General features: G+C 59.7%; 20 protein-coding genes and 3 pseudogenes. 9 read left to right on the top strand and 14 right to left on the bottom strand.

The genetic code is table 11. From position 1 onward, the window contains the following. Positions 1 to 105: 105 nt before the first annotated feature. The 5 genes and pseudogenes from X750_RS149170 to X750_RS149180 form a co-directional block, all read right to left on the bottom strand. Entirely contained in the window at positions 106 to 600 is a 495-nt protein-coding gene (locus X750_RS149170; RefSeq protein ID WP_031194149.1) for a MaoC family dehydratase, read from the bottom strand. A gap of 508 nt (positions 601 to 1,108) precedes the next feature. Continuing rightward, the gene (locus tag X750_RS1000000165805; protein WP_156932403.1) at positions 1,109 to 1,492 is read right to left on the bottom strand and encodes a bifunctional hydroxymethylpyrimidine kinase/phosphomethylpyrimidine kinase; all 384 of its coding nucleotides are present in this window, start codon (positions 1,490 to 1,492) and stop codon (positions 1,109 to 1,111) included. Further along, positions 1,483 to 2,062: pseudogene (locus X750_RS01000000163005) on the bottom strand (thiamine phosphate synthase); the annotation flags it as partial. The pseudogene X750_RS01000000163005 and the gene X750_RS1000000165805, both read right to left, overlap by 10 nt. Beyond that, positions 2,059 to 2,322: pseudogene (locus X750_RS149175) on the bottom strand (thiazole synthase); the annotation flags it as partial. The pseudogenes X750_RS01000000163005 and X750_RS149175, both read right to left, overlap by 4 nt. Before the next feature lie 18 nt (positions 2,323 to 2,340). Further along, a complete protein-coding gene (locus X750_RS149180; protein WP_023747649.1) occupies positions 2,341 to 3,498 on the bottom strand; it encodes a porin in 1,158 nt (385 codons plus the stop codon). A gap of 1,007 nt (positions 3,499 to 4,505) precedes the next feature. On the opposite strand from X750_RS149180, the pseudogene X750_RS01000000163000 reads away from it, so the two are divergent. Continuing rightward, a pseudogene (locus X750_RS01000000163000) lies at positions 4,506 to 5,505 on the top strand (radical SAM protein). 175 nt (positions 5,506 to 5,680) lie between these two features. On the opposite strand, the gene X750_RS1000000166955 reads toward X750_RS01000000163000, so the two are convergent. The 4 genes from X750_RS1000000166955 to X750_RS1000000164545 all read right to left on the bottom strand — a co-directional run bounded on the left by X750_RS1000000166955 (position 5,681) and on the right by X750_RS1000000164545 (position 9,681). Then, positions 5,681 to 5,872: a hypothetical protein gene (locus tag X750_RS1000000166955; RefSeq protein WP_023727257.1), complete on the bottom strand. Its 192-nt coding sequence runs from the start codon at positions 5,870 to 5,872 to the stop codon at positions 5,681 to 5,683. Positions 5,873 to 6,371: 499 nt separating this feature from the next. Further along, positions 6,372 to 7,154 (bottom strand): hypothetical protein, encoded by a 783-nt coding sequence (locus X750_RS149190; protein WP_031242936.1) that lies wholly within the window; start codon positions 7,152 to 7,154, stop codon positions 6,372 to 6,374. Between the two features lie 258 nt (positions 7,155 to 7,412). Next, positions 7,413 to 9,068, bottom strand: coding sequence for an MFS transporter (locus X750_RS149195; RefSeq protein WP_031242934.1), 1,656 nt, complete (start codon positions 9,066 to 9,068; stop codon positions 7,413 to 7,415). Between the two features lie 193 nt (positions 9,069 to 9,261). Continuing rightward, positions 9,262 to 9,681, bottom strand: a complete 420-nt coding sequence (locus tag X750_RS1000000164545) for a hypothetical protein (RefSeq protein ID WP_084567147.1) — start codon at positions 9,679 to 9,681, stop codon at positions 9,262 to 9,264. Between the two features lie 997 nt (positions 9,682 to 10,678). On the opposite strand from X750_RS1000000164545, the gene X750_RS149205 reads away from it, so the two are divergent. Continuing rightward, positions 10,679 to 11,371, top strand: coding sequence for a hypothetical protein (locus tag X750_RS149205; RefSeq protein ID WP_023747646.1), 693 nt, complete (start codon positions 10,679 to 10,681; stop codon positions 11,369 to 11,371). Between the two features lie 486 nt (positions 11,372 to 11,857). Next, on the top strand, positions 11,858 to 12,148 hold the full coding sequence (locus tag X750_RS149210) for a ParB N-terminal domain-containing protein (RefSeq protein ID WP_023747645.1): 291 nt from the start codon (positions 11,858 to 11,860) through the stop codon (positions 12,146 to 12,148). Positions 12,149 to 12,615: 467 nt separating this feature from the next. Here X750_RS149210 and X750_RS01000000162990 read toward each other — a convergent pair whose 3' ends face one another. Continuing rightward, on the bottom strand, positions 12,616 to 13,251 hold the full coding sequence (locus X750_RS01000000162990; RefSeq protein ID WP_156932402.1) for a LysR family transcriptional regulator: 636 nt from the start codon (positions 13,249 to 13,251) through the stop codon (positions 12,616 to 12,618). Positions 13,252 to 13,703: 452 nt separating this feature from the next. On the opposite strand from X750_RS01000000162990, the gene X750_RS149215 reads away from it, so the two are divergent. Then, positions 13,704 to 14,552: a hypothetical protein gene (locus tag X750_RS149215; protein ID WP_245271851.1), complete on the top strand. Its 849-nt coding sequence runs from the start codon at positions 13,704 to 13,706 to the stop codon at positions 14,550 to 14,552. Positions 14,553 to 14,647: 95 nt separating this feature from the next. Here the strand turns inward: X750_RS149215 and X750_RS149220 are convergent, their stop codons facing one another. From X750_RS149220 to X750_RS149230, 4 genes are all read right to left on the bottom strand, one after another. After that, entirely contained in the window at positions 14,648 to 15,370 is a 723-nt protein-coding gene (locus X750_RS149220) for a toll/interleukin-1 receptor domain-containing protein (protein WP_023747641.1), read from the bottom strand. 64 nt (positions 15,371 to 15,434) lie between these two features. Next, positions 15,435 to 15,653 carry a hypothetical protein gene (locus X750_RS1000000165800; protein ID WP_156932401.1) on the bottom strand — a complete coding sequence of 73 codons (219 nt, stop codon included), beginning with the start codon at positions 15,651 to 15,653 and terminating at the stop codon, positions 15,435 to 15,437. 22 nt (positions 15,654 to 15,675) lie between these two features. Next, complete coding sequence (locus X750_RS149225; protein WP_023747640.1) at positions 15,676 to 18,177, bottom strand: S8 family peptidase; 2,502 nt, start codon at positions 18,175 to 18,177, stop codon at positions 15,676 to 15,678. After that, the gene (locus X750_RS149230) at positions 18,170 to 19,375 is read right to left on the bottom strand and encodes an ATP-binding protein (RefSeq protein WP_023747639.1); all 1,206 of its coding nucleotides are present in this window, start codon (positions 19,373 to 19,375) and stop codon (positions 18,170 to 18,172) included. Before X750_RS149230 ends, X750_RS149225 begins: the two co-directional genes overlap by 8 nt. Before the next feature lie 671 nt (positions 19,376 to 20,046). Here X750_RS149230 and X750_RS149235 point away from each other — a divergent pair. The 5 genes from X750_RS149235 (at position 20,047) to X750_RS149255 (ending at position 26,188) form a co-directional block, all read left to right on the top strand. After that, positions 20,047 to 20,880: a hypothetical protein gene (locus X750_RS149235; protein ID WP_023747638.1), complete on the top strand. Its 834-nt coding sequence runs from the start codon at positions 20,047 to 20,049 to the stop codon at positions 20,878 to 20,880. Then, on the top strand, positions 20,877 to 22,049 hold the full coding sequence (locus X750_RS149240; protein WP_023747637.1) for a HEPN domain-containing protein: 1,173 nt from the start codon (positions 20,877 to 20,879) through the stop codon (positions 22,047 to 22,049). The genes X750_RS149235 and X750_RS149240 overlap by 4 nt, the downstream gene beginning before the upstream one ends. 76 nt (positions 22,050 to 22,125) lie before the next feature. Then, positions 22,126 to 22,728: a hypothetical protein gene (locus X750_RS149245; RefSeq protein WP_023835299.1), complete on the top strand. Its 603-nt coding sequence runs from the start codon at positions 22,126 to 22,128 to the stop codon at positions 22,726 to 22,728. A gap of 318 nt (positions 22,729 to 23,046) precedes the next feature. Further along, a complete protein-coding gene (locus X750_RS149250; protein ID WP_023747635.1) occupies positions 23,047 to 24,771 on the top strand; it encodes an ATP-binding protein in 1,725 nt (574 codons plus the stop codon). Further along, positions 24,761 to 26,188, top strand: a complete 1,428-nt coding sequence (locus X750_RS149255; protein ID WP_023747634.1) for a UvrD-helicase domain-containing protein — start codon at positions 24,761 to 24,763, stop codon at positions 26,186 to 26,188. The genes X750_RS149250 and X750_RS149255 overlap by 11 nt, the downstream gene beginning before the upstream one ends. Positions 26,189 to 26,263: the final 75 nt, after the last annotated feature.

Below are 26,263 nucleotides of genomic sequence, written 5' to 3'. Positions count from 1 at the left end.
CTCTATCTAGCCGACCCCCGTGGCCGCGTTGCCGATCGGTGCGCACTGGTCGCCTACATCGCCCCGGCACGTGAAGATCGTCTCTGCTGACGCTCGTTGAGCAATTCAGGCCGCCTCCGGCTGGCGTTTGATCAGCGTCAGCGTCAACCAGCGCGCGGTCAGCGCCGGCTTTTTCGAGCCCTCGATCTCAATCGTCACGCCCAGCGCCGTCTGCACCCAGCCCGACGGCCTGACCTTGACGTCGGCCAGTACGAAACGGGTGCGGATGCGCGATCCGGTTTTCACCGGCGCCAGGAAGCGCAGCGATTCGAAGCCATAGTTGACACCCATCTTGCAGTTTTCGAGCGGCCGCATGGTCTCGAAAGTCATCGCCGACAAAAGCGAAAGCGACAGGAAGCCATGTGCGATGGTGCCGCCGAACGGCGTCTCGCGCTTGGCGCGCTCCGGATCGCAGTGGATGAACTGGTGGTCATCGGTGGACTCGGCGAACTGGTCGATCATCCGCTGCGAGACCACCCGCCACGGCGATACGCCGACTTCCTTGCCGACGCTGGCCAGAAGCTCGTCGAGACTGATCGGTTCCAAGCTAATGTCCTCCATTTCAACCGTCCGAAGCGCGAGCGGCTTCATTCCGTGAACAGTGTCAGCCCATGCTGCACCGACTGCCGGCCATCCATCGGCAGGATGGCTCCGGTGAGATGACTGCCGTCACAGCTGCACGAATAGAGCGTTCCGCCGGCAATCTCATTCGGCGCCCCGATGCGGCCGATCCGAACATGGCTGCAGACGAGCCGGCTTGTACTCGGTCGCGGTGCGCGTCGTGCAGGCCGCCGAAAGCAGCTCGTCTTGCTACGGATGATCATTCCGCCGGCGCCGCTATGCGGTATTGTCGCAGATTGATAAAATCAATTGTCTGGATAGGAACCATCCGTGTCTCGAATGGTGGAGGAGTAGTCCAGCAGACGGGGTGGCTTGTGGTCCTTCTTGAAGCGCGCCGACCTCATTGGCCGCTAGCTGTGAGCCGGCAAACAGCGCCAGTTCAATGACATTGGGTGTCGACACGGCAAGCGGCATCAGATGCTACTTTATGATGCGGGTGGCGCTTGCTTCAAGAAGCGCTCGCCTGACGTGGAAGCAGCACCGGATCTGGATTGTCGGTATGCGCGGATATTCGCGCAGCACAGCGGCAACCGCAGCGACGATCGATCTCAGCCGTTGCGAGCATGCCGATGTTGGTGGCGGCCACTCTGTTAGGCTGAAGCGCAGCGCGCATTTGGTCCGTCACCAGACCGGGTTGCGTAACTTGGATTTCCAAGGCGTCTTCCTGGGTTTGCACCGTCAGCGCGCTGACAGCAAAGGCAGGTGCGCACGTCAAGGCAAGCGATCGTCTCGATCTCGCGGGCAATTCCAGCCCCACCGCGGGAATCTGACCCGACAACAACGAGCAGATGCGGTTCTCGCCCCAGCGCCATTGTTCTGTCTTTCGATCCATTCTCGCGTGCGCGCTTCTGGGGCGTCGTTCAGCGCAAAGTCGGTGACCACGGCTGCGCTTTCCGCGCCAGCCTCGAAAAGCGCCTTCGAGCCGGTCAGGTTGAGGCCGCCGATGGAGACCAATGGGATCGGCGCGACCTGGTGCTTCCACTCGCTGATCCGCTCGAGCCCTTTCGACGCCCATTCATCTGCTTCAGGCTAGTTGGATAGATGGGCCGAGCGCCACATACTCCGGCTCAGCCACTGGCGCCGTTTCCAGTTCGGTGTGATCGTGGATCGAAAGGCCGAGCTTCAATCCGGCGTATTTAATCGTCAGCATCGGCGGCAGCCAAATCCTTTTGACCAAGATGGACGAAGTCGCAGCCTTCCTCGATTGCCGTGCGCCAATTGTCGTTGACGCTCACTTGGCAACCATGGACCGCGCAGGCGTCGTTCGCGCGGCGGATTTCCGTCTGCAGTCCTTTCTCGTCCATATCCTTTATCCGGAGCTGCAGCAGACTCACGCCGAGCGGCGCCAGCCGGTCAACCCAGCCGGCACGTCGAAATTCAGATAGAAGGGATCGAGCTTCATGAGAAGACAGCCCTGCCGACCGTCGGTGAGTAGCGCGGTTCGAGCATTCCCGAGTTGAAAGCTTCACGACCGGCATCGACCGCTTTGCCGAATGCACGCGCCATGCCGACCGGATCGGCCGCCCTCGGGACCGCCGTGTTCAGGAGCACGGCGTCAAACCTGAGCTCCATGACGGTCGCCGCGTACGACGGCCGTCCGAGCCGTGCATCCACAATCAACGGAATGTAGGGGAAATGTCCGCGCATCAACTGGACCTCGGAGCTCAACGCTTCATCGCATTAGAATGAGCGTTCGAAACGCAGGATACCGCCGACACTGCCCTTCTTGTTGGCATTGGCCCAGTTCACTTCGGAAGCTTTCACCTTTCCGACGGCGGAGCCTCCGTAGCGGTCGTAGTCGAGTTCAGCCGTAACTGTGAAATCTGGAAGAAGCGCATAGGCGACGTTCGCAGCGACACCATAGTTCTTGAGCTGATCACCCGAGAGCTGAAGGTTGAACGAAGTTGTCTCGTTGACCTCGTAAGCGGCGCCAGCCCAGAAAGCCCAGTTCCCGCCCCAAATCTTATAGAAGCCGCGACCATGAGCGTCGATCGCGTTCATGGAGTCGTCGTTGAGCTTGCCATTGGAACCGTAGCCGAACATTCCGAACAGCAACAGTTCGTTGGTGACATTGATGTCGACACGGACCTTCGCGGCTACCGATTCGTAGTTGCTATCATAACCAGCAACGCCGGTGATCGCTCCCCAGCCATGTGTGTATTTCAAGCCGCCGACTATGTGCGGAGCGTAGTTGTCGATTGTGCCCACCACGCCTGAGCCTTCTTCGAGCGAAACCACGGCGGAAAAGCCGTTCGCGGCGTCGAAGTAGTACTGGACCACATTGGTATCCAAAGCGCCGTACGGAACCGGCGTCTGGTTGAGTACGTCACCCGCGCCGCCAATAAACATGTCGAAGGCCGACCAGTCCTTACCAACTCGGAGGCCACCAAGCTGAATCCAGGCGAAAGTCAAGATGCTGTCTCCGTTGAAGGCATAGGACCGAGAACTGTCCGAAACCGAAGTGTGGCGGTTACCGAAATTCACGCGGGTTTCGGTGTAGGTCTTCAACGTGCCGAGTTCGGTCTCCTGGCCGGTCCAAGCTTTCAGTGTGAAGCGCGTGTTGTTTTGCCATGTACCCTGATCCTCACCAGTCCTCACATCTGAGGTTCTTGCGTGGTCAAACAATCCGACATCGCCCAAGCCCACGTAGTAGCTAAGATAGCCGCCGATGCGCAGGCAGGTCTCGGTGCCTGAAATGTAGACGTAGCTGGAGCCGTAGACGTCGCAGATCTTGACGTACTCAGTCGGATCAGGCTCGGGGACGATGATCACGGCGCGAGCGTCGGAAACGGCGGCCAGTGCCGCAGTTGAGCCGAGGAGGAGGCTCCCAATGGTCATTGTTGATCTCCGTCTAAATAGTAAAAGGAATCGAGACCGATAAATGATTTTTGCCAAGCAAACGATTGATAGCGCATCAAGCTGAATTCTAGGAGTGTTGCTGCACCTGTCGTGCTAATGCTCAGGAGAATTTAGAATGTGATTGAGACTTGTTGTCACATATATTAAGTAGTTATCACTCCCAGACGGTCATACAACATTTTTGTACAATCACCCTTTTCACCTCCGCGGCGGGCCTCACAAAGGGTACTACTGCAAATGACGTGCCACCCTGACGACCCAGCTGCGGCTTGAAGCTCAAATGTGCGGGCGGACCTTGGTTCGCGCTTCCGTTCTTTTTGCCTTGCGGATCCACCCAAGCACGAACGGCAAACGTTTCGGCTACGGTTCGTCTGTTCGCTTCGCGACAGTTTGGCTTAATGGCGACGGCATTGTTTCCTGTGAGCCCCGCCGTTGAGGCATCATGCGGCGGCCACCGCTCGGTACGACGCCGTCACTTTGGCGAGCTGATGGTCGATAACCACGCGCCGCAGCCTTGCGCCACTGAGTCGGTAGGCGCCAGCCTTGGCATTGCGGCGGACCTGACGGTCGCGTCGAGCAGGTTTTCGTGTTGAAAGCGGCGCGGCACAGCTAATGCTTCTTGCCAGCAATTCACACAACGAGCTCATCGAGACGGCAGAGATCATTATGGGCGGCGCTAGCTGGCGTGCAAAGTCTGGACCCAACACCGTATTGTCTCATCGGATGCGGCATCTGCGTTCAGAAGAGTCTCCCACGCGCAGATGAAGGGAAGGGACGTCGAACAAAACGGTGCGCGTGAGGGTTTCGGCGGGAACACCATCGTCAGTCGCTGACCGAGTGCGCTCAGACCATCGCTGTCCAGCCAAGACTGAACGGCGCCCATTGCTAAAAAATTTCGAGCCCAAAGCGGAACGGACTGACATAGCGCAAAGACGCAGGCGAGCGCAGCGGTAAGGTTGGATGTTATCAGCATGGGACGGTGACCGTTGCAGACCACGAAATTTCGAGAGGCCCGGCTGCCTTGGTACACTATCTATCCGGCTGTGTCGGAGTTCTCTGGGGCGGTCGGCGCCGAGGCTTATGAGGAATGGCTCAGGAACCTGCCGGCTGATGATCCGGTGTCACTCTACCTGCACGTTCCGTTCTGCCGATCAGCCTGCTGGTATTGCGGCTTCCCAACCACCATCACCCGCCGTGATGCGCCCATCCTCAACTATCTGGCGGCGCTGCGTGACGAGATCCGTCTGGTTTCGGAGCGAGTGCCGAAGACGTTGCCCGTGAGCGACATACATTTCGGCGGCGGAACGCCGTCTCTCATCGGACCAGCCGAGTTCCTCGCTCTGATGGAGTTCCTGCGATGCCGCTTCGCCATCTCGACAACAGCTACGGTCGCCATCGAGATCGATCCACGCACGCTCGCGCCCGAGATGGCGGAAGGCTTGGGAGCGGCCGGCGTGAACCGCGCGAGCCTGGGCGTACAGAGCTTCGATCCCATTGTTCAAAAAGCGATCAACCGAATCCAGAGCGAGGCCCAGACGTCGGCTGCCGTGGAAGTGCTGCGCCGGCATAGAGTAAGCCGCATCAACTTCGACCTCATCTACGGCCTGCCGCGTCAAACGGTGGAGTCGTGCGTCGAGACGGCGAGGGCAGCGGTCGCCATGCGCCCCGACCGGCTTGCCTTGTTCGGCTACTCGCATATCCCATCCCAAATAAAGAACCAGCGCCTCANGATTAATGTGCGATTTCGAGGCTGACGTGCCGGCAATCTGTGTCGCCCACGGATCTGATCCGATCCGTCTTCGCGATTCGGCTGAGCGCTTGGCCATGCTGGCCAAGGACGGGATAGTGGACTTCGAAAACGGCTTTGTCCGCGTACGGCGGGAGCATCGCTTTGGGATTCGCGCTGTCGCTGCCGCATTCGATGTTTTTAGGGATGGCGTTACGTATATCCCGCAGCAGCTTAATGCGATGCAAAGCACGACATAGTCCGGCATCAATGTCTCCGCTTGGAACCGCCGGCCTACTTGCCACGCCGGCCGGGCGCTGGTCTGGCAAGTGGGCTTTCCGATTGCCAATGCGTTCGTTCCCGGCCCTCCGGGGCGGCGAGTCCCTGCCGTGAGCGCCTCACCCGCGAGGCTACATGGCGGCCGTGGAGATGACCTCAGCAGCGGCGCCCGATCGGAAACCTTAGCACCTCAGCGCTTTGGCGTGGCTGCTTGAACTCTTCGACGGCAACCGCCTCAATTAGCAGGTCCAAGGCTTCGCGGCCCCTTTGACTCATCGGGTCATCCCCACAAAGGTAGTCATACGCTCGATCTAAATGCACTCGGGCGGCGGAAAAATCGCTTGTCATATCATAGAACCCTCTCTACCCGCCCGCATTGCCGTCTACGAGGTGAAGGTAGTGCAATCGTCAATATATACAGACAAATTTGAATTAAATCGGAGATGATCATGGAGGCCGAGTTCCCTGACCTGATGCCGCCATCGAGCCCGCCGACGACCACTCGCTGGCGCTCGGTCGGTTCATAAATGCCGAGCACCCCGTCCCGAGACCACCTCTGACCTCCCTCCTTCGATGCTAGACGCGTGGAAGATATGGCTGCGCCGCCGCTGCGAGAAAGGCGTGTCCCATCGCGCGGCGGCTGCATAGTGGGCAGCCAGCGCCGGGAGCTAATCGGCAAAGCCGCGTGTGGCGATTTTGCATAGCGGGCGCAGGCGAATCGCCACGCCCGTCCAGCATGTCCGATGCCGCGTAGGCCGCCAGGATCCCTGAGCGGAGTGCATGCACGATCCCGCGTGATGACAGTGGATCGGCACAGAACAGGCAGTCGCCCGCCGCGACCCAGCGGTCACCGGCGGCGGGATCGATTGTTGCGGTTCCCGCCGCCTTGATCATGCTGGCGGTCTCGATTGCGTTGGGCGGCACGAGCGGCGCGATGGACTGCGTTGCGGCTAAAGCGCGGTACCAATGTCCGGCTTTGCGCAGTTCGCTGCCCAGATCCGGATCGGTGAGGCACGCGCAAGTCGGCGCTGTACCACCAGCCTTCGGGACGCGCCTCGACGACCATGCTGCAATCGCCCGGTGCGCGGTCGAAAAAGCGTGTGTAGGCGGCAAGATGTCCGTGCATGGTGAGCTTGGCGCCGAAACATCGCGCCAGCCTCCAACTGCGACCGGTCGCCCAAACCACGGCGCGGGCAACGATAGCTTCATCGGCCAGCTTGAGCAGCCAGCCTTGATCGTCGCGCACTGCCGAACCCACGGCCGAGCCAAACCGCGTGTCCACACCTGCCGCCTTGGCCGCCTGCACCATCAGCCGGTCGAATCGCGTCCGGTCGAGCTGCCAGCCGGCACCTTGAGCGGAAAACATGCCGTGCCGCTCGCTGGGAACTTCATTGGCCCACACCGAAACAAGCGCACGATTTTCAACGAAGCCGGCCTCGGCGAACGGCGTCCAGACACCAAGCTGACGCAGCAGCCCATTCGCTACTGCCGGCAGCACCTCTCCCGGCTTTGGCCGATCATGCCTTCCTGCTTCCAGCAACAGCACGCTCCGCGCGGGTGCATCGTTGCCAACGCCAGTCCGGATGTGGTCGCCGCCGAACGTGATCGTCTCAGCGAGCTGGCGGGACAAAATGCCAACCTCAAGATAGCGTTGGCCCGGATCAGCGAGGCGGACTGAGGAAGACTTTAAATTCAAAAGGTGACAGGCGGGAATAGTCGCGTGCCGCTGTAGCCCCAGGCTCCGCTTCACCGTGGGGACCGATCGGTCGCACTCTCCAAGCCTGGGGTTCTTCTCTGCCACCCATCATCGAATTTTGGTGGATTGTCCGTCTCCCGCACCGGTTTGAGCGCGATAGACAAGAATCGCGTTTTCTGTGCCGGCCGGGCTTCAATGACGGGGATGGCGAAAAGCTGAGTGCTCGGGCTTGCGGGCCGAGCTTGTCGGTCGCTCGATGGAAAGTGTCATCTGAGGCGCTTCCTCTCCCGCGTGCAACTGGAAGACACGCTCGTCCAGTTCCTTGTCCACTTCCGTCAGACGATGATTGAGGCGAAGGTAGTCCGTCCAGGTCGGCGTGCGGAACGTTTCCGTCCAATGCATAGGCTTCTGCAAGTTCCGCTGGAGCGTCCAATTCCGAGCACCGACCCGGCTGTGTACATGACGCCGCTGCCGCATGAGGTCGAGGAAAGCCTCGAGATTTCTCTCGGCTATCAGATATTCGACCTTGACCACGATCGGGCCGCTTCTCGGCTTCAGATTGAGAGCGACAGCCGGGGCATCGAATTCCTCCAGAGGATCGGGCTCTGAGTCGCGGCGCTCGCGAAGAGGAAACAGAACGCCGGCTGCAGCGACGAACATCAGGGAGGCAGCGGAACCCTGCAGCGCCAGGGCCAGCGAATGGTTTTCGGCCACCGTGCCCCACACCCAGCTGCCGAGCGCGATGCCACCATCTATCAAAGCATAGTAGATCGAGATGGTGCGCCCCACGACCCAGCGCGGGCTTGCCAGCTGCACGCTCACACCGACCCCTGACCAGGCGGTGACCCAGCCCGCGCCGCCCAAAGCGAGTGCAATTGCCGCCACCCCGATCGAAGTTGTCAGTGCCAGGGAAAGTGAGCACGCCGCGCAGGCGACGCAGGAGAGCCTCATCAGCCGCTCCTGCGACAAGCTCCGTCTGAACAGGCTGTTGGACAGGCCAGCGAAAACGGCTCCGGTCCCGAAGCCGGCCATGAGCGCGCCATAGGCGAGCGGGCCTCCTCCCAGCTGATCGCGGACAACCACCGGCAGCAGCGCGAGTATGGCGATGCTCGCCAAGCCAAAGAGGGTTCCGCGCGCGATCGCGGCCTTGATTTCCGATGACATCGCCGTGAAGCGCAGCCCGTCATAGATCGCCGTCCTCATCGACTCGCGTGGAAGAGGGGAAGAACGAACCTTCCACTTGCAGCGCCAAATAGTGGCCAAGGGTACGAAATAGGTGAGCGTGGTCACCGCGAATGCCGCCATAAGGCCAAACGAGGCAACTACAATGCCGCCGAGCGCCGGGCCCACAGTCCGGACGGTATTGAATCCAACAGAAAGCAGGGTGACGGCAGCGGGAACATCTCGTCGATCCACAATATCGCCAACCGACGCTTGCCAGGCCGGATCATTGAGAGCACCGCCGCTTGCGATCAAGAAGCTGAAGCCGAGGATCATCCACGGACTGACAAAGCCCAGCGCCACCGATGCGGTCAGCATCGCGGAGGCAGTCACCATAAGGCACCGACCGGCGAACATGACCCGGCGCCGGCTGAAATTGTCAGCGAGAGCCCCGGCGAAGACAGACAAGACGAAGGCGGGCAGGTTCGATGAAGCCTGAACCAACGCAACCATCAGATCGGAAGTCGAGATCGTTGCCATCAGCCAGCTGATGGCGACAGTCTGCATCAACCAGCCGAGGCTTGAAACCTGCGTGGCGAGCCAGATCGAGCGAAAAGTGGGCTGCAGAAGTGGCCCAAAGGTCGTTGGTGCAGCCAAATCTTCGTTTGATCCAGCCACCCTACTCATTTTGCGATCCTTTGCTTTCCGTTATTGTCGCTTCCCATGTAATCTAGGCTGAACCGTGGCGGCTGGAAGAATAGATGGACCCATTTGTCTCCGACGAATGTGGCCACAGTTCCTCCTGACCAGTGGTCTGGCGGCCGAGACGCAGACATGGGCCGGCTCACTCGCCTTCGACGACATGTTGGTGAGCCGGAATTCACATGTCATTTGAGGCATCATGCTCGTTCGACGCGCTGCCGAGCGATTTTTCGCGAAACGTTACCCTGTTCCGATGCTGAGTGTGGCTTCCGAAAAGTGAGGACGCTTGCAGATCTTTGACAGGATCAGTTCCCTGATAGATGCAGACGATTGCCAGGCCGCGATCGAAGACGCGCGCGCCCTGCTCCTTCAGTTCGGACAAAAGTCTGATGCGCTCACACATGCGATCGACGAGTTTCTGCTTGACCTGATGACATTGGCTTTCATCGTCGAATGTTACGGACGCGGCTTTGAACTTTTGGCGCGAATGCTTGCCCGTAGAAGGCTGGCGAAGGTCAGACTGTTGTCGGGAGGGGTCGGCCGGGCAGAACGGGTTCCAAAGCCTGATGGCTGAACCGGCGATCGAGCCGCGTTCCAATTAACGACGTGGCGACCGCCAAAAAAAGGGCCATCGGAAAACCGAGGTATGTAAAGTCAAAACCTTCAGAGGGGAACAGCTGATACGATGGAATGGGAGGAAACCATCGCGTGCATCAGCTGTAAGCTTAATGGCTAAAAGTTGTGCAATGCGCAAACACACTTTGTGCAATGCAGCTATGCAGTAACGCAAAGCCTCAAGTTGCAAGATCGAGTTTGGAAATGTTTGCTGCTCGTACGGTGATGGGCGAGATCCTTAAGCGTATGTACGGCGGCATGATGGACGCTTGCAAGCATCTAGACAAGATTATCGCGAAGCTAAAATAAGAGGTTCGATCCAATCGGCGATGCGTTAGCCGCGCCATTCTGGTTCAGCCGGGCGTTACATGGCCTCGCCAAGTTGAGGATGTATTGGTCGCTATTCTGAATTGGAACGGGGGCCTGGTTCATCGCCAAAGCGAGACATGGATGAAAAGCAGATCGCGCCCAACGCCTGATCCAACCATTCAACGGAAGTCCCCTGGTCGGAAAGCCTAACCGCATATGATGACAAGCATTTCGAGCTCTATTTGAAGCTCATGGACGCTTGCGCCGACAGTGCCAGCGAAGAGGAGATGGCGCTGGATGTACTGGGTATCGATCCGGTCAAAGAGCCAATCCGCGCCCGTAAGGCCCTTCGCAGTCATCTCAAACGGGTGCTCTGGTTTATGCATGAGGGCCATAAGGAACTGCTTCCAAGCCGGCCGCCTCAATAACTGCGGCGCCGAACAAGGTTGCCCGAGAGATCAGGTGGCGCCCTCGGGGGATGCGAGGACACTTGAAAGCCGCAATCGGGTTATCATCTCCATACTGCGTGTGTTCGGCTCCGCACGGCAAGTGCCCTTGAGTCGAGGAGGAATGCACATGAAGAAGAAAGTTCATCTGGAAGCCTGCTGACCGATCCCTTGGGGCCCATAATCGGGTCCCAAGTTGTTCCCGACGAGCGTTGCGAGGGGCGGATGCAGGACCAGCCGGAAATCGAGCCAGGGCGTGAAACGAAGTCAACAGGTGCGAGGTTCGGCCTGCTGGGTGTGGCTGTGTTGGCCGTAGGCGCCTTCATCTGGACCGGCTTCGGCGAAGGCATCCAGCAGGGCACGTCCAACGTCGTTCGGACTGTCATCGACAAGAGCATGCAGCGCCTTGGGCTCGGGCAAGCCCCCAACGCTCTTACAGAGGGCGAGTGGTATCTCTCGGTGTACTACGGTCCCGACTTTACGGATGTCACCCCCGTCGGCCTGGGGCACCCCTTCAAGGTGACATTCACGTCGGCCCCGGATTTGTCTGGCACCTACGAGAACGTTGCAGGGAGCGGCTCGGTAAGCGGCTTTGAACGACCCGGTCAACTCGTAATGACCTACTCCGGAGCAGATGGGATGTCCCATGGAGTTGCCATTCTCCAAGACATTCAGACCCACCTTTCTTCCAACAACGTCGAGCATGATTACGTGGGAGCCGTTTTGGTCCACGCTTGCTATAAGGCGGACACCCAGCAGTGCGATGCCGCCAAATCGCAATATAAATTCTGCAGGGCGATTTTGTCGAAAAACAGGGAACCCGACAAGGATCCTTCCCTCAAGGGTTACCTCGACGAACCATGTTCGGCTTTTCAGAACGATCTTAAGCTGAAGCTTAGCCCGACGGCACAGCTTTAGGCACGAAGGCGCTCACCAGGGTCGCAGCTCAAAGAGAACGGCGCCCTTCGCCGGGGGCCGTCCGTTCCGCATCCCGCCTGACGGCGGCGCGTTGCTGATGCTCCTACGGCCGCCCTGTTGAGCCGGTCTCAGGGCCACGGTCTTTCTCCTGCACCGATCTGACTTGGTCCCGCTGGCGGGCATTTCGGTGCTTCCGTTTTGTACGCTCTTCTCTCTTGGGCCGCTTCGCGGCACGGCTGCGCCGACATGGATGTGCCTAGCGGCACCTTTCCTATGTAGCGGGAAGAGAGGCGCGCGGCCCTCTCTCCCCAGCAAGCCGCCGCGGGCGGGTTCCCCCATCTTCCTCCGCTTCGCTAGGTGCAGACCGGGGAGACCCCTCCGCCCCCGGGACTTGCCCCCCTCGCTCCCCGCTACTCGCCGCGAGGCAGGGGTTCAGGGGACCTGAACCCTTCAGGTCAATCCCTGAAATCAACAACGAGCAAGTCGATGAATACCGCTGAAATCACTATCCCGCTCGCAGGTAGGGCCGAACTGGCCGCCACCATCGAGGCCCATGGCCTCATCCATAACCTTGTGACCCGCAAGGCGCCGAAGGGAGCCAAGTTCGAAGTCGTCGCCGGAGGGCGGCGACTGGGGGCGTTGCGGTTGCTGCTGGACGAGGGCCGCACCGTACAGGGCGTGGCTGTGACCAAGGATTATTCGGTCAGGCGCCATGCAGTCCATTGCGTGGCCGCCCAGGTCATCACGAGAACGATGGTCAGAACGACGGTGATCTGACCCCAGAGGATTCGGCCTCCACGCATACAGGCTCCAATCGGCAAAAATGTCGGAGCCGATCAGAGAATGGGGGATTTCGGGAAGTGCAATTACGAAGATGAGGCTGGCGTGTCGCCGGATAGTATCGGCGGCGAATAGGACGGGTTGGCCCGGTTCTGCCCGGGGTCGCGCGCTATCGCCTCATCGCCTCTGCGAGGTCGAGTAGGTTTCGGAGGGCGGTGCTTCGGTTGAAGGGCGACCACACGGCTGAGAACACTACAGGTTCGGGCTCGTCGGCGATCGGCAGAAAGCGGACACCCGCGACAGGTGACAGGCTCGATGCGGCCCCGAGCAACGTGACGCCGAAACCTTGCCCGACCATCGACAGCAACGACGCACGTTCGACAGCGACACGCAGAATAGACGGTGCCGGCCACCGGCCCGACAGCCGCAGGAGGATATGGTCATGAACTTGTGGTCCGGGGCCGTTAGGGCGGACGAGGAAGGGTCTCCCCGGCAAGATCGGCCCAAGTGACGTGCTCCTGTTCAGCGATCAGGTGGCTGTCCGGCAGTGCTACAACAAGCGGCTCGGTCCACATTCGTCGCGAACGGCAATCAGGCGTGTCTGGCGTTCCGACCACGAATGCGATGTCGAGTTGATCGGCACGCAGTTGCATGAGCGCTTCTCGCGCCGTGCTTTCGGCGACTTCAAGCTCGACACCCGGATAGGTGGTTCGATATCGGCCGATCAGCTTGGCGAGGAAGCTATGCGGGATCAGACCGTGGACGCCCATGCGTAGCCTGCCGCATTCCCCCAGGGCCGCCATGCCGGCCGACTTTACGGCATATTCGAGGTGCTCGACACCGGCTGATACCCGTTCGACAAAGAGTCGTCCGGCCTCGGTGAGCCGGACGCCGCGTGTGTTGCGCTCGAACAGGAGGATGCCGAGATCTTCCTCCAGCGCTTTGATGCGCGCGCTGACGCTGGACTGGCTGACGCCGAGCGCGTTCGCCGCATGGCGGAAGTTCAGATACTCGGCGACGGCGAGCGTCTGGATGAGTGACGTGAGGGGAATACGCGACCCTAGCGACGACGTCGGCACTCTGCTTCGTCTTTCGGTCATCAGTGCTGAATGCTGTCGTCGTCTCATGTCTCTCTTTTCGCGCCGCTAATCGTTGTGACTCGTGTCCCCTACCGGAGAACAGAATCGGATGAATTGCTCCATTGTCCCGACGGGCAGTGAGTAAGGATGTCCCGTTGGAGGCGACTACTAGGCCAACCAGGCTTCGCAATGTCGCGAGTTTCAGAAATTCGGCGACGGCTGTCTGCTGGCGCAGCGTGCCCTCAGCGAAGATGAGTCGTGTGCAGCTTCGCGATCTCGCGGTCGAGCTTGGTTGAAAGGTCATTCCGCTTGTGGGCGATCGACTTTCCGCCCGAGTGTGGCCCCGCCGTAGGCCGCCAGAACGGCCCCTGCGAAATAGATCATCAGCCCCGTCATCGTGGCCGGTGCGTAAGCGGCTAGTCGCGACGGGCGGCCGGGATTGGTCGCTTGCGATTCTGGTGCCGACGAAGCGTATGACCCGGCTGGTCTCCGACAATCTGCGCGAGCCCTTCGGCAACGTGCCTCCGATCGCGCACACGGCCGCCGTCGACATGGAAGGCCCGATCCTGGCGGCGGAGGTGATTGCCTTCCTTCTCCAGCAGCGAAGTCACGCCGGCTGCTTTGACGAATTCGTCGATGTGCTTTGCAGCTATTTCAGCGGCCGAGGGGGCCAGGCGCCGACGAAGGGCGATCTGACGGAAGCGGCGCGGTTCCGCTCCGCGCTAGGCAAGTGGAATGACTGCCTCGCGAAGGGAAAGGCCGTTCCGGCGAACAGCGTCTTGCAAGCCACGTTCGCGGTCCACGAGGCTGCAGCGGCTGTTGCGCTGACTGGACAGCCCGACGGCGACTGGACCGCCATTCGATCGGTGCTTGAGGATGGGGCCTGCACCCGGCTCGCCGAGGTTGCGAAGGAGGCGCGCAACGTCCGGCTTCTCGAACGCGGAACGCAGCTCCGGCAAAGCCTGTCGCAGGACTGGCGCGATACCGGCGGATACAAGAACGCGCTGGCTGTCACCCGCCAAGCGTTCGTGCAGGAGCATTTCGCGACCGCTCACAAGCCGGAGTCGGGTGTCGTCGTGATGAACATGCACAAGGCGAAGGGGAAGCAGTTCGATGAGGTCATCATCTTCGAAGGATGGCCGAAGCGCTACAAGGGCGAGATCGTCGGCAACCCGGATCGTATCGTGGGCGGCAATGTCCGCGCGGGGGCGATGACGCAAGCCCGCCAGAATTTCCGCGTGAGCGTGACACGCGCAAAAACCCGGACGACGATCATGTCACCTAACGACGACGTGTGCGTGCTTCTGCTCTCTGATGAGTGAGGATGGATGAAACTTGGCATTTACAGCGATTGAAAAGACACGATGCTGCCGATAGGAGGGATTTAGTCAGCCACCCCAGTTTGACTCCGGCGTGACTAAATAGCGACCAATTCGGCGATTTTGGCCGCGACTTCCGCCATTGACTCCTCGGCAGTGCTCAACCCGGCTCGGGAGGCTAGCAGGAGGCTGACCTGCTCAAGCTCTTCATAGGTCGTTCCGTGAACAACCGGGACGAGCCGCTCACGTCTGAGGAGCGCTGAAAGCTCTTTGTCTGCGATGCCTTCTGCCGGGAGGCGCCGCAACATAGCCGGGGTCACCAACACGATACCGACGCGCGAATTCACCAAGCCCTTGTCGATCGCCCGCATCATCGGCACCCCGAGGCCAAGGTCCTTCTCACTGAACCACACGCGGACACCGCGCGCTTCGAGCAGATCATGCAGTTCTTTGGCGGAGCCCTGCCTGTCATCCCATGCGTGACAGAGAAACACATCTCGAAGATCAGGCTGTGAGGCCGCTAGGTTCTCCACGTTTTCTCGAACCGGCGTGAGCGCCTGCACTTGTTCAGGCGTGTACAACACAGCCGAACCTACTCCCGACCAGCGCGGCTTTGCGGTGCGGCGCCCCGACCCGCCGCTACTCCGACCGCCGCTACCAGAGGAGGAGTATGAAGGGGACGAGTATGATCCGCGGCTGCCGTAGTCGCCGCCATACCCGCCGTAACCACCGAAACGGCTATAGCGACTCCCGCATGCAGGGCAGTCGGCCGCGGCGGCCGATGAGCGATGCCCCCTTACTGGTGCAGTACATCTAGCCATGCCTTTTCATCTCCTTCATCATTCCGCCAGCTCGCGAATCTTATTGATGCGCTTTGTGGCCCATTCAAATTGACTGATAAATTGCATCGCGTACGTCGAAGACGAGCAATGCCTCACGCCTTACGCCTTCAATATCTCGGACGGAGGGATGGCAGAGATGATCTTTGAAACCACATCCAATCCTGTAATCGCGACCAATCTTGGAAACACTGACCACAGCCTCCGTTCCATCGGGCATTTTTCCTCGCAGATAACCAATTCGCTTCTCTTTCGACCGAGCCAAGTAACTTCTCCTATACGGGCCGCTAGACACGCGGCGTAATACGCGCTGCCGTTCGAATGTCAGCGATTTGCGTACCAATCGCCTGAAGGCTTTGACGCATGTCATTAAAGACCGGCTTTTCCGCCTCTGGATCGCTGATAGTCAGAATCGCCGTGAAGGGTACGCCACCCTCGGGCATCACCTCACCAGCGCGGGTGAGATACTCAACAAAAAGTCGCCAGTTCGAGGAAGGCCCGACTCCCTGCGGGAAGGTCTTGGCGTGGACCTTTACTGGACTCCATTTCAGGTCATGTTCGATTAGCTCCGCCTCGACCGCTGGCGATTCTCGCGAAGACGGGAGGTACAGCGGATCAAGGCGGCCCTTCCATTTGCCTTCATCCTGCTCCTGTTGCAGGACGGCATTCACGTTGACCCGGACGAACTCGGAACCAAACCGGGCATCCAGCGGCGGCGTGGATACGAGCGTGAGCTTTGCCCGCCCTCGACATTTGCCGCCAGGCCCGACCAGGGATGCCGGCCACGGGAACCGGAAATTGATCTGCTGGCCATGCTGGATACGTGAGGCGAAGACGAGGGTGATTGAATGATCGCCCGTCTCCAGAATACGTTCAGCAGATGGCGGCATCCCAAAGCCGACAAGGTGCCGTGCCACCGGTGCCAACATTTTCGGGCGCAAGGGCTCTGGAATCTCGGCGTGGTGGACCAGCAACCCGATGAGGGTTTCACGAGAGACCTCGCCCTCGATGGCGTGGTCGAGGACCGCCGCCGTCTTGGCGACCAAAGGCGAGGCGTAGCTGGTGCCGCAACCGTCGATTACCGTTCCATCCGGAAGGATGGAGAAAAGGCCATGCCCCAGCGTCGCGTGCTGCGTTCCCGCGCCTCCGATGTGAGCGAGGTCGGGTTTCCCGCCGGACCGAAGCCCAGGCCCCCGACGGCTGAAACGGGCTGGAGCGAACGGCAAACAGCCGCTGTGTCCTGATGGATTCAATGCCGCGACTGCAACATTTCTTGCGCTCTCTGCGGGCGTCAGGAGCCCGTCGTTTCGGGCAAGCGCGAGATTAGAAAGGGCTGTTGCCGCATCGGCCGGCCACTCCGGTCGAAGGTCTTGCGGCTGAATGTTACCGGCGGAAATGAACACGACGGCATTGTTTTCTTCGGCAATCTGATCAAGCCGGACCGCATGGGGGCTGTATCGATCGGGTGCGGCAGGCTGAAGGATGTTCAGACTCATATTGAAGACACGCACGCCATGCCGTGCGCGCGCATCTGCGACGGCCGCATCCATTTCATCGAAAAACTGAGGGAGGCCGCCCGAATAGTAAGATGCGAAGGCACCGGCCTTCTGCTCATTTGGGAATACAGCTACGTCAACCAGCTCCGCTCCGTCGGGTTCGGGGCAAGTCCCCGCACCATTCATACCGGCTCCAGCGACGGCAAGGCCGCCAATGAACGTGCCATGGGAAAGATCCATGTCTTCGTCAGCAAGCACGTCCCATCGATCGATGACCCAATCGGACAAAGCCGAGCTTATGCCGCCATCGATGATACCCAGCCGCGGATGGGTCCTGCGGCTATCGCGAACTGGCATAATCGCGTGATCTGGTCGAGCGCGGCTCGGCGTTGCCGGGCGAGCAGAACGCACCACGATCCCGGGCAACTCGATCCGCCGGACTAAGGGATGCGTGTCTAAGAAGGCCAGCAAACGGCTGTGATGCTGAACATTCGGGTCGAACGGCGCAAGCTCACGGCGCTCCTTTGATGATACGCTCGTCAGCCGTAGGACGGCGCCGTCTCCGGCTCGGTCCAGACGCACGGAAAGCATCGGGAGCCGCTGTCGCCAGTTAGGCAGACGCTCCACTGATAGACTTTGTTCAAGGGCGTTGAAGCCAGCAACGAAGGACTCGACCAGGCGTCTGTGCGCGGGGTCGAGCCGATCCCATTCGGCACGCGGTGGCAATACGTCGAATAATTCGACCTGATACCCGCTTCCCGTCATCGGATTGGCCAGCCATGCAACAGCTTCTTCGACCGAAAAGCTGCGCTTGTCGGACGCGCCATAGAGTTCGATCCGGTCGATCGCTCCGGCCTCGCTCTTTTGCGCTGAGGGGTTGGGTACCTCTTTCCCCTTTTTCTCGTCATAGCGCATCCTGGTCTGCGTTTCGGCTTTGGCAATTTCAGCTTTCACCTGCGCCAATGCCGACGGGCGGCCTTCGACAAGCATCACACCGAGATCTCCACCCCCGACTAGAGGCGCCCGGTCGCTGCGGAAAAGCGCCCCAACCGGCCGATGGCTCTTTGCCCAGGCATCTCGTTTAAGGATGACCTTGACGTAGCCGATTGGTCCCTGCGCCTGCGCCGAAAGAATCCCGGAAATAGCGTCGATTTGCTCGATCAGAGCTGCCTTATGGGCGCCAAATTCCCGATCGCGGTGAGCAAAGAAGTCCTTGCGTCCGCCTCCGCCGCCTGCCTCTCGGGCTTCCTCATAATTGTCCGGATTGAGGACGATCTGGATCGGGCTAGCCATGATTTACACCCCCATCGGCTTTACTGGCTTGTCGCCCGAGTTGACGGCTTACGGTCGATTTATCCCGCCCTGCGATTTCGCCGATGTCGGCCATTGAAAATGCGAGAATGGGGTCGTCACGCATGGCCCGGAACAAAGTGGCGGGATCATCAAACAACAGCGTTCGACGCTCACTCTGAATGCGAGCCGCGTTGAGAGTCGCAAATTGACGGAGCGTATCCAGTAATCCTCGGCGATCGTCCTCGCGAACCGTGGTGGCCTTTTTGTATGTCCGCACCAGCGCCTCGATCTCCGCTCCGGTTGAACCTTCAGTGAACCACGCAATAAGACGTAGATGGATGTCGGGAGCCGATACAGGCGGCATAAACATGGCGGCGATCGCCTTCCGCACCTCAAAATCGGGCTTAGGGATTTCAAGCTGGACCTCAAAACGGCGCCAGACCGCCGGATCAAGCAGCTTCGAGTGATTGGTAATGCCGATCGTCAATCCTATGTTTTGTCTAACATCCAGATTTTGGAGAAGGGCATTCACAACACGCTTGATCTCGCCGACCTCTTGGGGGTCGTCGCGGACTTTTGCAATCGCGTCGAATTCATCAAGTAGAAGCACGCAGCGATAGCGATTGGCGAATGCGAAGAGATTTCCAATATTGCGCGCCGTCGTTCCGAGAAATGACGAAACAAGGCCATCCAGTTTTACGAGAACAACGGGCAAGTCCAGCTTGCGAGCAATCCAGAGGGCCAGTCGAGTTTTCCCTGTGCCAGGCGCTCCGTAGATCAAACATGTCTTTGACGGCACGATATCGACGGTCGCGAGCGCCTCGAAGTCGGCCCATTCATCGACGATCGTCTCAACTGCCTGCGTCACAGTCGAATTGAAAAGCGGGGCCGCCTCCTCGACTTCCGACGGAAAGATGATCTCCGCCAAGGCGGCAGCCGTTTCACGATCGACAGGAACCGGCGTGTTGCGACCGAGTGTCTCGCCGGAAAGGTTCGCTCGCGAGCGCTCGATTCGGCTCGGGGCCACCTCTGTTAGGCGATCCGCCGTGGCAAGAATCCCCGCGAGCGACGCTGCTTGCTTTTCCTCACCATCTTTGACGAGAGCATCCCTTAGCCGCTCGATCTGCTTGCGCAGCGCCGGCGTTGGTGCGCCCATCGCCGTTCGGCAGAGCGCCTGAATGATTGAAAAGTGCTCCATGCGCTAAACCTACGATCTGATGCGAGATTGATGACCTATGATGCATGTAGACGACATTTTGTTGCGCGTCAACGGAAAATGTTGCGCCCTCGGTTTGATTTCGATGCGCTTCTGGTTGCGAGGGTGCGGGATGAGTGCTGTTTGTTGCAGCGAAGCCCCATGCCGGTTCGGACGCGGAGTCTGGAGAAGCAGCCCAGACTGGTCAGGCATCGAGCAAGGACGGAATATCCATTGAGGCTAAGATCAAAACCCGTGCTCGTTAGGCCGCTCCAGCAGTCGGCAGCACGAAATAACCGCCAGAGGGATTATTGTCGCTGGACAGCATTTCAGCGATAAGGTGGCAGCTCGGGCTAAGCTTTATGTCGCCGTGACGGCCGGCGTTACGCCTGCAACATAGAAGAGGGCCTCCAACCGGCATTCTGGCTAAAGGATGGGGCCAGAGGGCTATGGAGGAGATACAGTTGTCATCATCGCTCGGCGCGGCGTGTTTACGCCGCATCGCTCAAACTCGACGCAGTTTCGCTGGAAACGGTCATCGAAGGCGCTCGGGAGTTGGCTGGCCCGCCATGCGCGAGGATCGTGGCAAGAAACGGGGATGAGGCATGATACGCCAGTCCCCCGATGAAAGACTACTTCCGCGCGTACGCGGGTGTTCAGGATAGGGAAGCGGTTTGATCGAGAGTGTTGCCATCATTGATGTCTGGGACGTCGAAACCTTCGACAGCGAGTTGCGCGGCGACCTCGACGCCCACGCCGATGTCATCCGCAATTATATGCTCACCTCGCGCCGCCAATGGCTGGAGCGTGAGGCCTCCGATCACACCATGCCGTATCCCGAAAATCCTTACGCGGGCGAGTTCATGTGGGTGAAGGAGCATATCATGCGGCTGATGGAAGTCCGCACGATCCGCGCCTGGCACTATACTCGCCTGACCGACGCAGAAGTCGGCATTCTCCGGCAAGGCGGCATTTATCCATCTAGCCTCGACACCATTCAATCACGCTTCGCGGCGCAAGTCGCTGCTGGCGCATTCAGCCAAGAGGTCGCCGATCGCTTGTTCGCTGACAGCCCGTACCAAAGCGATCAGCTCGACTCCCGCTCCAACAAATTCTGGATGGTCTCGCATCCCGTCGACGTCGAAGACGGCGGCGTTGAATTGCTCCTCGAGATTTGGGGCGGCGAGTCAGCCTATTTTTGGCAGCGAGATGCGGCGCTTCAGGACATGCTGAAGCAGATCGGTCGGCCGCGTGTCCTGGAGATCGCCATGCCGCTCGTCCATTCCCGTCATGGCTATTCGGCGGCTGAAGCAGTGGTTGCCACTTATGGCCGGATGCTCGGCTGCCGGCCCGACAAACATGTGTTCGACCTCTACACACATCAGCCACTCGGTCCTGAGCATGTCCTCGTCGTTCATAGCGAAGGCGAATCCAATTTCGGCGTCGTGGCTCGGGGCTACCCGGCCGGCTTCGTCGACGTGAACCTCGGCCGGTGGGACGAGGAATGAGCGGAGTGGACACTGCCCCCGACGCGGTAGTCTTCCTGCGCGAGATTGCTGGAGAACTCGCCGATATCCACAGCGGCAGCGACTATTCACTCTGGCGCGGCGAGGCAAAGCACCGCGTCGATCAATATCTCTTGCGCGCGGAGCCGTTCTCCGATTTCGCGACGTGTTGGGCGTTCAGTGGTGACGGCGGCGGCTCTGTCGTCGGGGGCCGCTTCGGTGAATGGGCGATTGACCGGCTCGTCGAGAAAATAGCGCCGGAAGATATCGTTGCACTCTTCACGGACGAAGTGGCGCGGAATACCGCAGTCTACGAGGACGTTTCTCCGGTGCTTGGCATCGAAATCAACGAGCCTTGTGAACTGGGTGATGGTGTTCGCCTTGTGCCGCCAGGGGCCGACATCTTCAGCGGATTCGACTATCCTTGGCGATATTCGTGGCCGAGCATGCCCACCGGAACCGGCTTCCTCATCCAGTCCTACAAGGTAACGCCAGCCTTCGAGCAACACCCGGCTGAAGCAAATGGGCCAGCCGGGACCAGCATAACACAGCCCGCCTCATCGGCGCGTGATGCAATCCGCCGCCGTCTCCGGCTCGCCTGTTTGCTTGGCTCCAACGGCGGGGTCGAGTTGCCGATGTCGGTAATTCTGTCGGATCGCCGCGCATTGCTGTCGGCCGGTGGCACTATGTCAGGCCGTCCGTTTGCGGCTCACCCGCTCGTGGCGTTCCCAGCGGACATGGCGATGATCAAGACCGTCTTTGGGCAGTTCGCGGCATTCGCCGAGGGAGATAGTCTTACCCGTGCAATCGACCGCCTCGGGCGCTCGCGGTTGGCGATCCATCCTGTCGACCGCGCTCTCGATTTGGGCATGGCGGCGGAAATCGTGCTGATGCACGATCTCGGAACGTCGAATACCGAAATCACCTACAAGATTGGCAGTCGCGCCGCATGGCTCCTGGGCGAGAGTGCCGCCGAGCGCACCAAGATCTTCGATGAGATGAAGCATCTATATAAGGCCCGGTCGGACGCGGTCCACTCGGGTGTGCTTCCGCCGAAGTCCAAGGTCGATCTCGATCTCGCCGATCAACTTGTTGTCCGTGTCGTGCAAGCCATCCTTCAACGCGGCAGTTTTCCGGATTGGACGAGCCTGACGCTGGGGGGCGAAGGCTGACGCAATCTTGTTCGATCGACAGCAATAAGACATCGGCTGCTCTAGCGGCCTACGAATGACTCTATAGGAATCGGCTATGCGCTCTCTTACGGATTTCCTTGCTGGCCTGCCTGACATCATGCCCATTAAGACGAGAAAGCTCGTCCTTGAAGGAGGTGTTCTGTCGAAAGCTGAGCGCGCCGACATCTACATGCGCGAAAGGAATTGGCTCGATCTCGTTCTTGAGGTTGGTCCTGATGCGGCCGCGGCGATCCTGTCAGCCTACAAGGACGGACGCCTTCCGATGAAGAGAGGCTGCACGCCAACGGATGCGCCGGAAGCAGAAGCTTATCTTGCCGAAGGAGACAAACTTAGGGAGCAGCTCGCGGAGAGAAGGAGGAGGGAGCAAGCGGTTAAAAACCCATCGCTCATTCTGGAACGCGATCTCATGGATCACCCTCTGATCGACAGCGTGTTTATTGCCAATATTGGCACCGGATCAGGTTCGATGGTGATAGCGGGCATCACGGTGCATAAGCAAGTCATCGGCTACAAGAGCAATAGCGGCAAGAGCACTGGTTGGCGCGTTCGGTTTGACTGGACAGGATCGGATGGTCAGCCCCGGCACTCCGAGACGGTCCCGCCGGAGGCCGACAATCGACGCAACGACCCCGATCGAAACTGGGGCTTGCATGAATGATGGCGCGACCAAGTGGCGATCGAGCAGGCCAGTGACAGAGACCTTGGCTCGCCCTCACGACGAAGGATAACCAAAGGAGGGCATTAGAGGGGCAATGGCGGAGATGTAGTTGTCATCATCGCTCGGCGCGGCGCGCCAGATGTTTCAATTAGTTAACAACATCCAGACTTGTGAATATTTCGATGTAACCTTCATGTAACGGATATCCGACCACTGGAAACACTGGGTATCAAACGGGTTGCTCGTAGGATGCACGGCGAGGCAATACTTCCGACCGATGGTCGCTGCGGTACATATTTCTGATTTGGGGGAGGCATCATGGCACGTATACGGTTGATAGAGATTGTAAATTTCCGGGGGATCAAGGAGCTTACATGGGCTCCATCCGCTGGAATCAATTGCCTGATCGGCCCCGGGGATAGCTGCAAAAGCTCAATTCTCGACGCGATTGACCTTTGCCTCGGTGCGCGCCGCAATCTCCAGATAACCGACGCTGACTTCTTCAACCTGGACGTGACGCAGCCGATTTCGATCTCGTGCACCATCGGGGCATTAACCGACCGATTGAAGAACATCGAGGCTTACGGACTATATGTCCGCAATTTCATCGTGGAAACGGCGCAGCTGGAGGATGAGCCGGAGGCGGCGGGCGAAACCGTGCTTGCCGTCAATCTCAGTGTCGATAGTGATCTCGAGCCGGTCTGGACGCTCATCTCGAAGCGCGCGGCCGATGCAGGCCTGGTCCGGAACCTGGTGTGGGCTGACCGGCAGGCGATCGCGCCCACACGCATCGGTGCGTTTGCGGACGGTAACCTCGCCTGGCGCAGAGGGTCCGTGCTGAACAAGCTCTCAGAAGAGAAAGCCGACATCTCGGCAGAATTGGTAAAAGCCGCGCGCGAGGCACGTGTCGGCTTCGGCGACCGTGCCGGTGCCCAACTGGGCGCGACACTGGCAGTCGTGAAAGACACGGCCGATGAACTCGGTATCCAGGTGGGCGACAATGTAAAAGCCATGCTTGACGCCCACTCGGTGTCCTTCAGCGGCGGCAGCATTTCTCTGCACAGCGACACTGGGATTCCCCTTCGTGCTCTCGGCGTGGGCTCGACGCGCCTTCTGACAGCAGGCCTGCAACGCAAGGCCGCGGCAGAGGCGACTATGGTGCTTGTCGATGAACTCGAACATGGCCTAGAGCCGCATCGCATCCATCGGCTGCTGGGATCTCTCGGAAGCAAGGACACCAATCTGCCTTTGCAGGTATTCGCGACGACACATTCACCGGTGGCTTTGCAGGAGCTTAGCGGCACACAATTGATGATCGTCAGGCGCAATAGCGGTCAGGTGTCGGTACAAACCGTCGGCGCCGAAGATGACGTCCAGAGCACCATCCGTCGTGATCCGGAAGCATTCCTTGCTCCGTCCGTCATCATCTGTGAAGGGGCGAGCGAGGTGGGGCTGCTGCGAGGGCTCGATCAGTTTCGCGTTGCGCAGGGCGAGCAGTCACTGACGGCACTTGGCGTCGCGCTGCTCGATGCCGGCGGGGTTGGCAATATCTATAAACGGGCCAATGCGCTGCTAAAACTTGGCTATCGTTGTCACGTGCTTCGAGATGACGATGTTGAGCCGGATGCCGCCGACGAAGCGGCGTTCCTGGCAGGAAGCGGCGCGGTCACGAAATGGCCCGCCAAGCGCAAACTCGAACAGGAGCTGTTCTTAAGCCTCGGAGAGAATGCCGCAGGTAATCTCGTCGTTTATGCCGTCGAGTTGCACGGCGAAGACCTTATTGATGAGCATATCAAGTCGAAGTCCGGCGGGTTGACGACCTACAACGACGTGGACACCGCGCTCCTACTTGGCGATTTCGACCAAGCCACCCGTGAATTGCTCGGCGTGGCTTCCAGCACACGTAGCAATGGCTGGTTCAAGCAGGTCACATTGATGGAAAACGCCGCGCGTCTTATTATCGCACCGGGGCTTGAACACGCGGACGCGTCTTTTGTCGCGATCATTGACGCGCTTTTCGCATGGATGCGCAATGGCCGCTGAAATTAATCTCTTTGCGGTCATGCGAGGGTCAGTTACCGCACCAGCTGGCTGTGGCAAGACCCACCTCATCGCGGTCAACTTGCTGGAACATGATTATGCAAAGCCGGCACTCATACTCACACACACAGTTGCCGGTGTGGTTGCCTTACGGGGCCGGCTCCAGCAACTCGGCGTGCCCTCGGCGGCCTACCGGCTTATGACGCTGGATGGCTGGGCCATTAGGCTGGCAACCATGTTCCCGGCTCGCTGTGGTGTTCCACCCGAGGTGTTGCGCATTACGAATGCCCGCACCGATTACAAGACGATCCAGAAGGCCGCCGCCGAACTCGCGAAAGCCGGTCACGTCGATGATATCCTCGCCGCCAGCTTTTCGCGCCAGATTGTTGATGAGTATCAGGATTGTTCCCAGTCACAGCACGCCTTGGTCTATTATTCATCCCGCCGCTTGCCGACATGCGTCCTCGGTGACCCCATGCAGGCCGTATTCGGCTTCAGCGGGCCGCTGCCTGACTGGGATACCAACGTTCTCAAATATTTCCCGAGCGCGGGCGAGTTGACAACACCATGGCGCTGGATAAACGCAGGCACGGAGGCGTTCGGCCGATGGCTACTTGACGTCCGGAAAGCCCTGAAAGACAGGCAAATGGTTGATCTGACGGGCGCACCGCCCGAGGTTCGGTGGGTACACCTTGATGGCACGGAGGATCACCAGCGGCGCCTGCGGGCGGGGCTGTCCAAGGTGGAGGGCGGCCAGGGGACTGTGCTCATCATGGGTGACAGCAAGAACCCGCCGGGCCAGCGATTGTTCGCCAGCCAGACGCCAGGCGCGGTTACAGTCGAAAGCGTTGACCTGAAGGACTTCATCCAATTCGTGCTGAAGTTCAGGCTCGATGCACCTGACGCGCTAAGCCAGCTTCTCGGCTTTGCCGAGAGCGTCATGACGAATGTAGGAGCGGCCGACCTTCAGCAGCGCGTCACGACCTTGCTGGCCGGGCGCCAGCGGAAAGAGGCGACGGAGACGGAACAAGCCGCCATTGCTTTTGAGCAAGAGCGCACATTCAAGAGTGCGGTCGAGCTGCTGGTTGAGGCGAACAGACGCCCGGGCACACGTCAGCACCGGCCCACCGTGATGAGCGCATGCATCCGGGCGCTTAATTCAGCAATTCAAGACGATCCGTCGTCATTGCATGAAGCAGCAATCCGTGCACGCGAGGAAAACCGTTTCCGCGGGAGGCCGCTTCCGGCGCGTGGCGTCGGGAGCACGTTGACACTCAAGGGCTTGGAAGCCGACGTTGCGGTCATCCTCGATGTGACAGAGATGGATGCCAAACACCTCTATGTTGCGATGACGCGAGGATCGAAAATGCTTGTCGTCTGTTCGGCATCGCCTCAGCTACGGCCGGTGGCTGCTTCATGAGTGAGAGATCGATACCAAGTCTTGAAATGAAACCGTTGACCAAACCGCTCAGCAAGACCCCGAAGAGAGTGCCTC

Origin of the sequence: Mesorhizobium sp. LNJC391B00, assembly GCF_000502535.1 — a bacterium.
Taxonomy (GTDB): Bacteria; Pseudomonadota; Alphaproteobacteria; order Rhizobiales; family Rhizobiaceae; genus Mesorhizobium.
Note: the sequence above shows the minus strand (reverse complement) of the source record. Positions and strands in the feature narration are given on the sequence as shown.

What these genes read in the sequence shown, in the direction of transcription:
- X750_RS149170 (WP_031194149.1), bottom strand. Translation starts at nt 600, where the DNA reads ATGGAGGACATTAGCTTGGAACCGATCAGTCTCGACGAGCTTCTGGCC.
- X750_RS1000000165805 (WP_156932403.1), bottom strand. Translation starts at nt 1,492, where the DNA reads ATGGATCGAAAGACAGAACAATGGCGCTGGGGCGAGAACCGCATCTGC.
- X750_RS149180 (WP_023747649.1), bottom strand. Translation starts at nt 3,498, where the DNA reads ATGACCATTGGGAGCCTCCTCCTCGGCTCAACTGCGGCACTGGCCGCC.
- X750_RS1000000166955 (WP_023727257.1), bottom strand. Translation starts at nt 5,872, where the DNA reads ATGACAAGCGATTTTTCCGCCGCCCGAGTGCATTTAGATCGAGCGTAT.
- X750_RS149195 (WP_031242934.1), bottom strand. Translation starts at nt 9,068, where the DNA reads ATGAGTAGGGTGGCTGGATCAAACGAAGATTTGGCTGCACCAACGACC.
- X750_RS149205 (WP_023747646.1), top strand. Translation starts at nt 10,679, where the DNA reads ATGCAGGACCAGCCGGAAATCGAGCCAGGGCGTGAAACGAAGTCAACA.
- X750_RS149210 (WP_023747645.1), top strand. Translation starts at nt 11,858, where the DNA reads ATGAATACCGCTGAAATCACTATCCCGCTCGCAGGTAGGGCCGAACTG.
- X750_RS01000000162990 (WP_156932402.1), bottom strand. Translation starts at nt 13,251, where the DNA reads ATGACCGAAAGACGAAGCAGAGTGCCGACGTCGTCGCTAGGGTCGCGT.
- X750_RS149215 (WP_245271851.1), top strand. Translation starts at nt 13,704, where the DNA reads ATGACCCGGCTGGTCTCCGACAATCTGCGCGAGCCCTTCGGCAACGTG.
- X750_RS149220 (WP_023747641.1), bottom strand. Translation starts at nt 15,370, where the DNA reads ATGGCTAGATGTACTGCACCAGTAAGGGGGCATCGCTCATCGGCCGCC.
- X750_RS149225 (WP_023747640.1), bottom strand. Translation starts at nt 18,177, where the DNA reads ATGGCTAGCCCGATCCAGATCGTCCTCAATCCGGACAATTATGAGGAA.
- X750_RS149230 (WP_023747639.1), bottom strand. Translation starts at nt 19,375, where the DNA reads ATGGAGCACTTTTCAATCATTCAGGCGCTCTGCCGAACGGCGATGGGC.
- X750_RS149240 (WP_023747637.1), top strand. Translation starts at nt 20,877, where the DNA reads ATGAGCGGAGTGGACACTGCCCCCGACGCGGTAGTCTTCCTGCGCGAG.
- X750_RS149245 (WP_023835299.1), top strand. Translation starts at nt 22,126, where the DNA reads ATGCGCTCTCTTACGGATTTCCTTGCTGGCCTGCCTGACATCATGCCC.
- X750_RS149250 (WP_023747635.1), top strand. Translation starts at nt 23,047, where the DNA reads ATGGCACGTATACGGTTGATAGAGATTGTAAATTTCCGGGGGATCAAG.
- X750_RS149255 (WP_023747634.1), top strand. Translation starts at nt 24,761, where the DNA reads ATGGCCGCTGAAATTAATCTCTTTGCGGTCATGCGAGGGTCAGTTACC.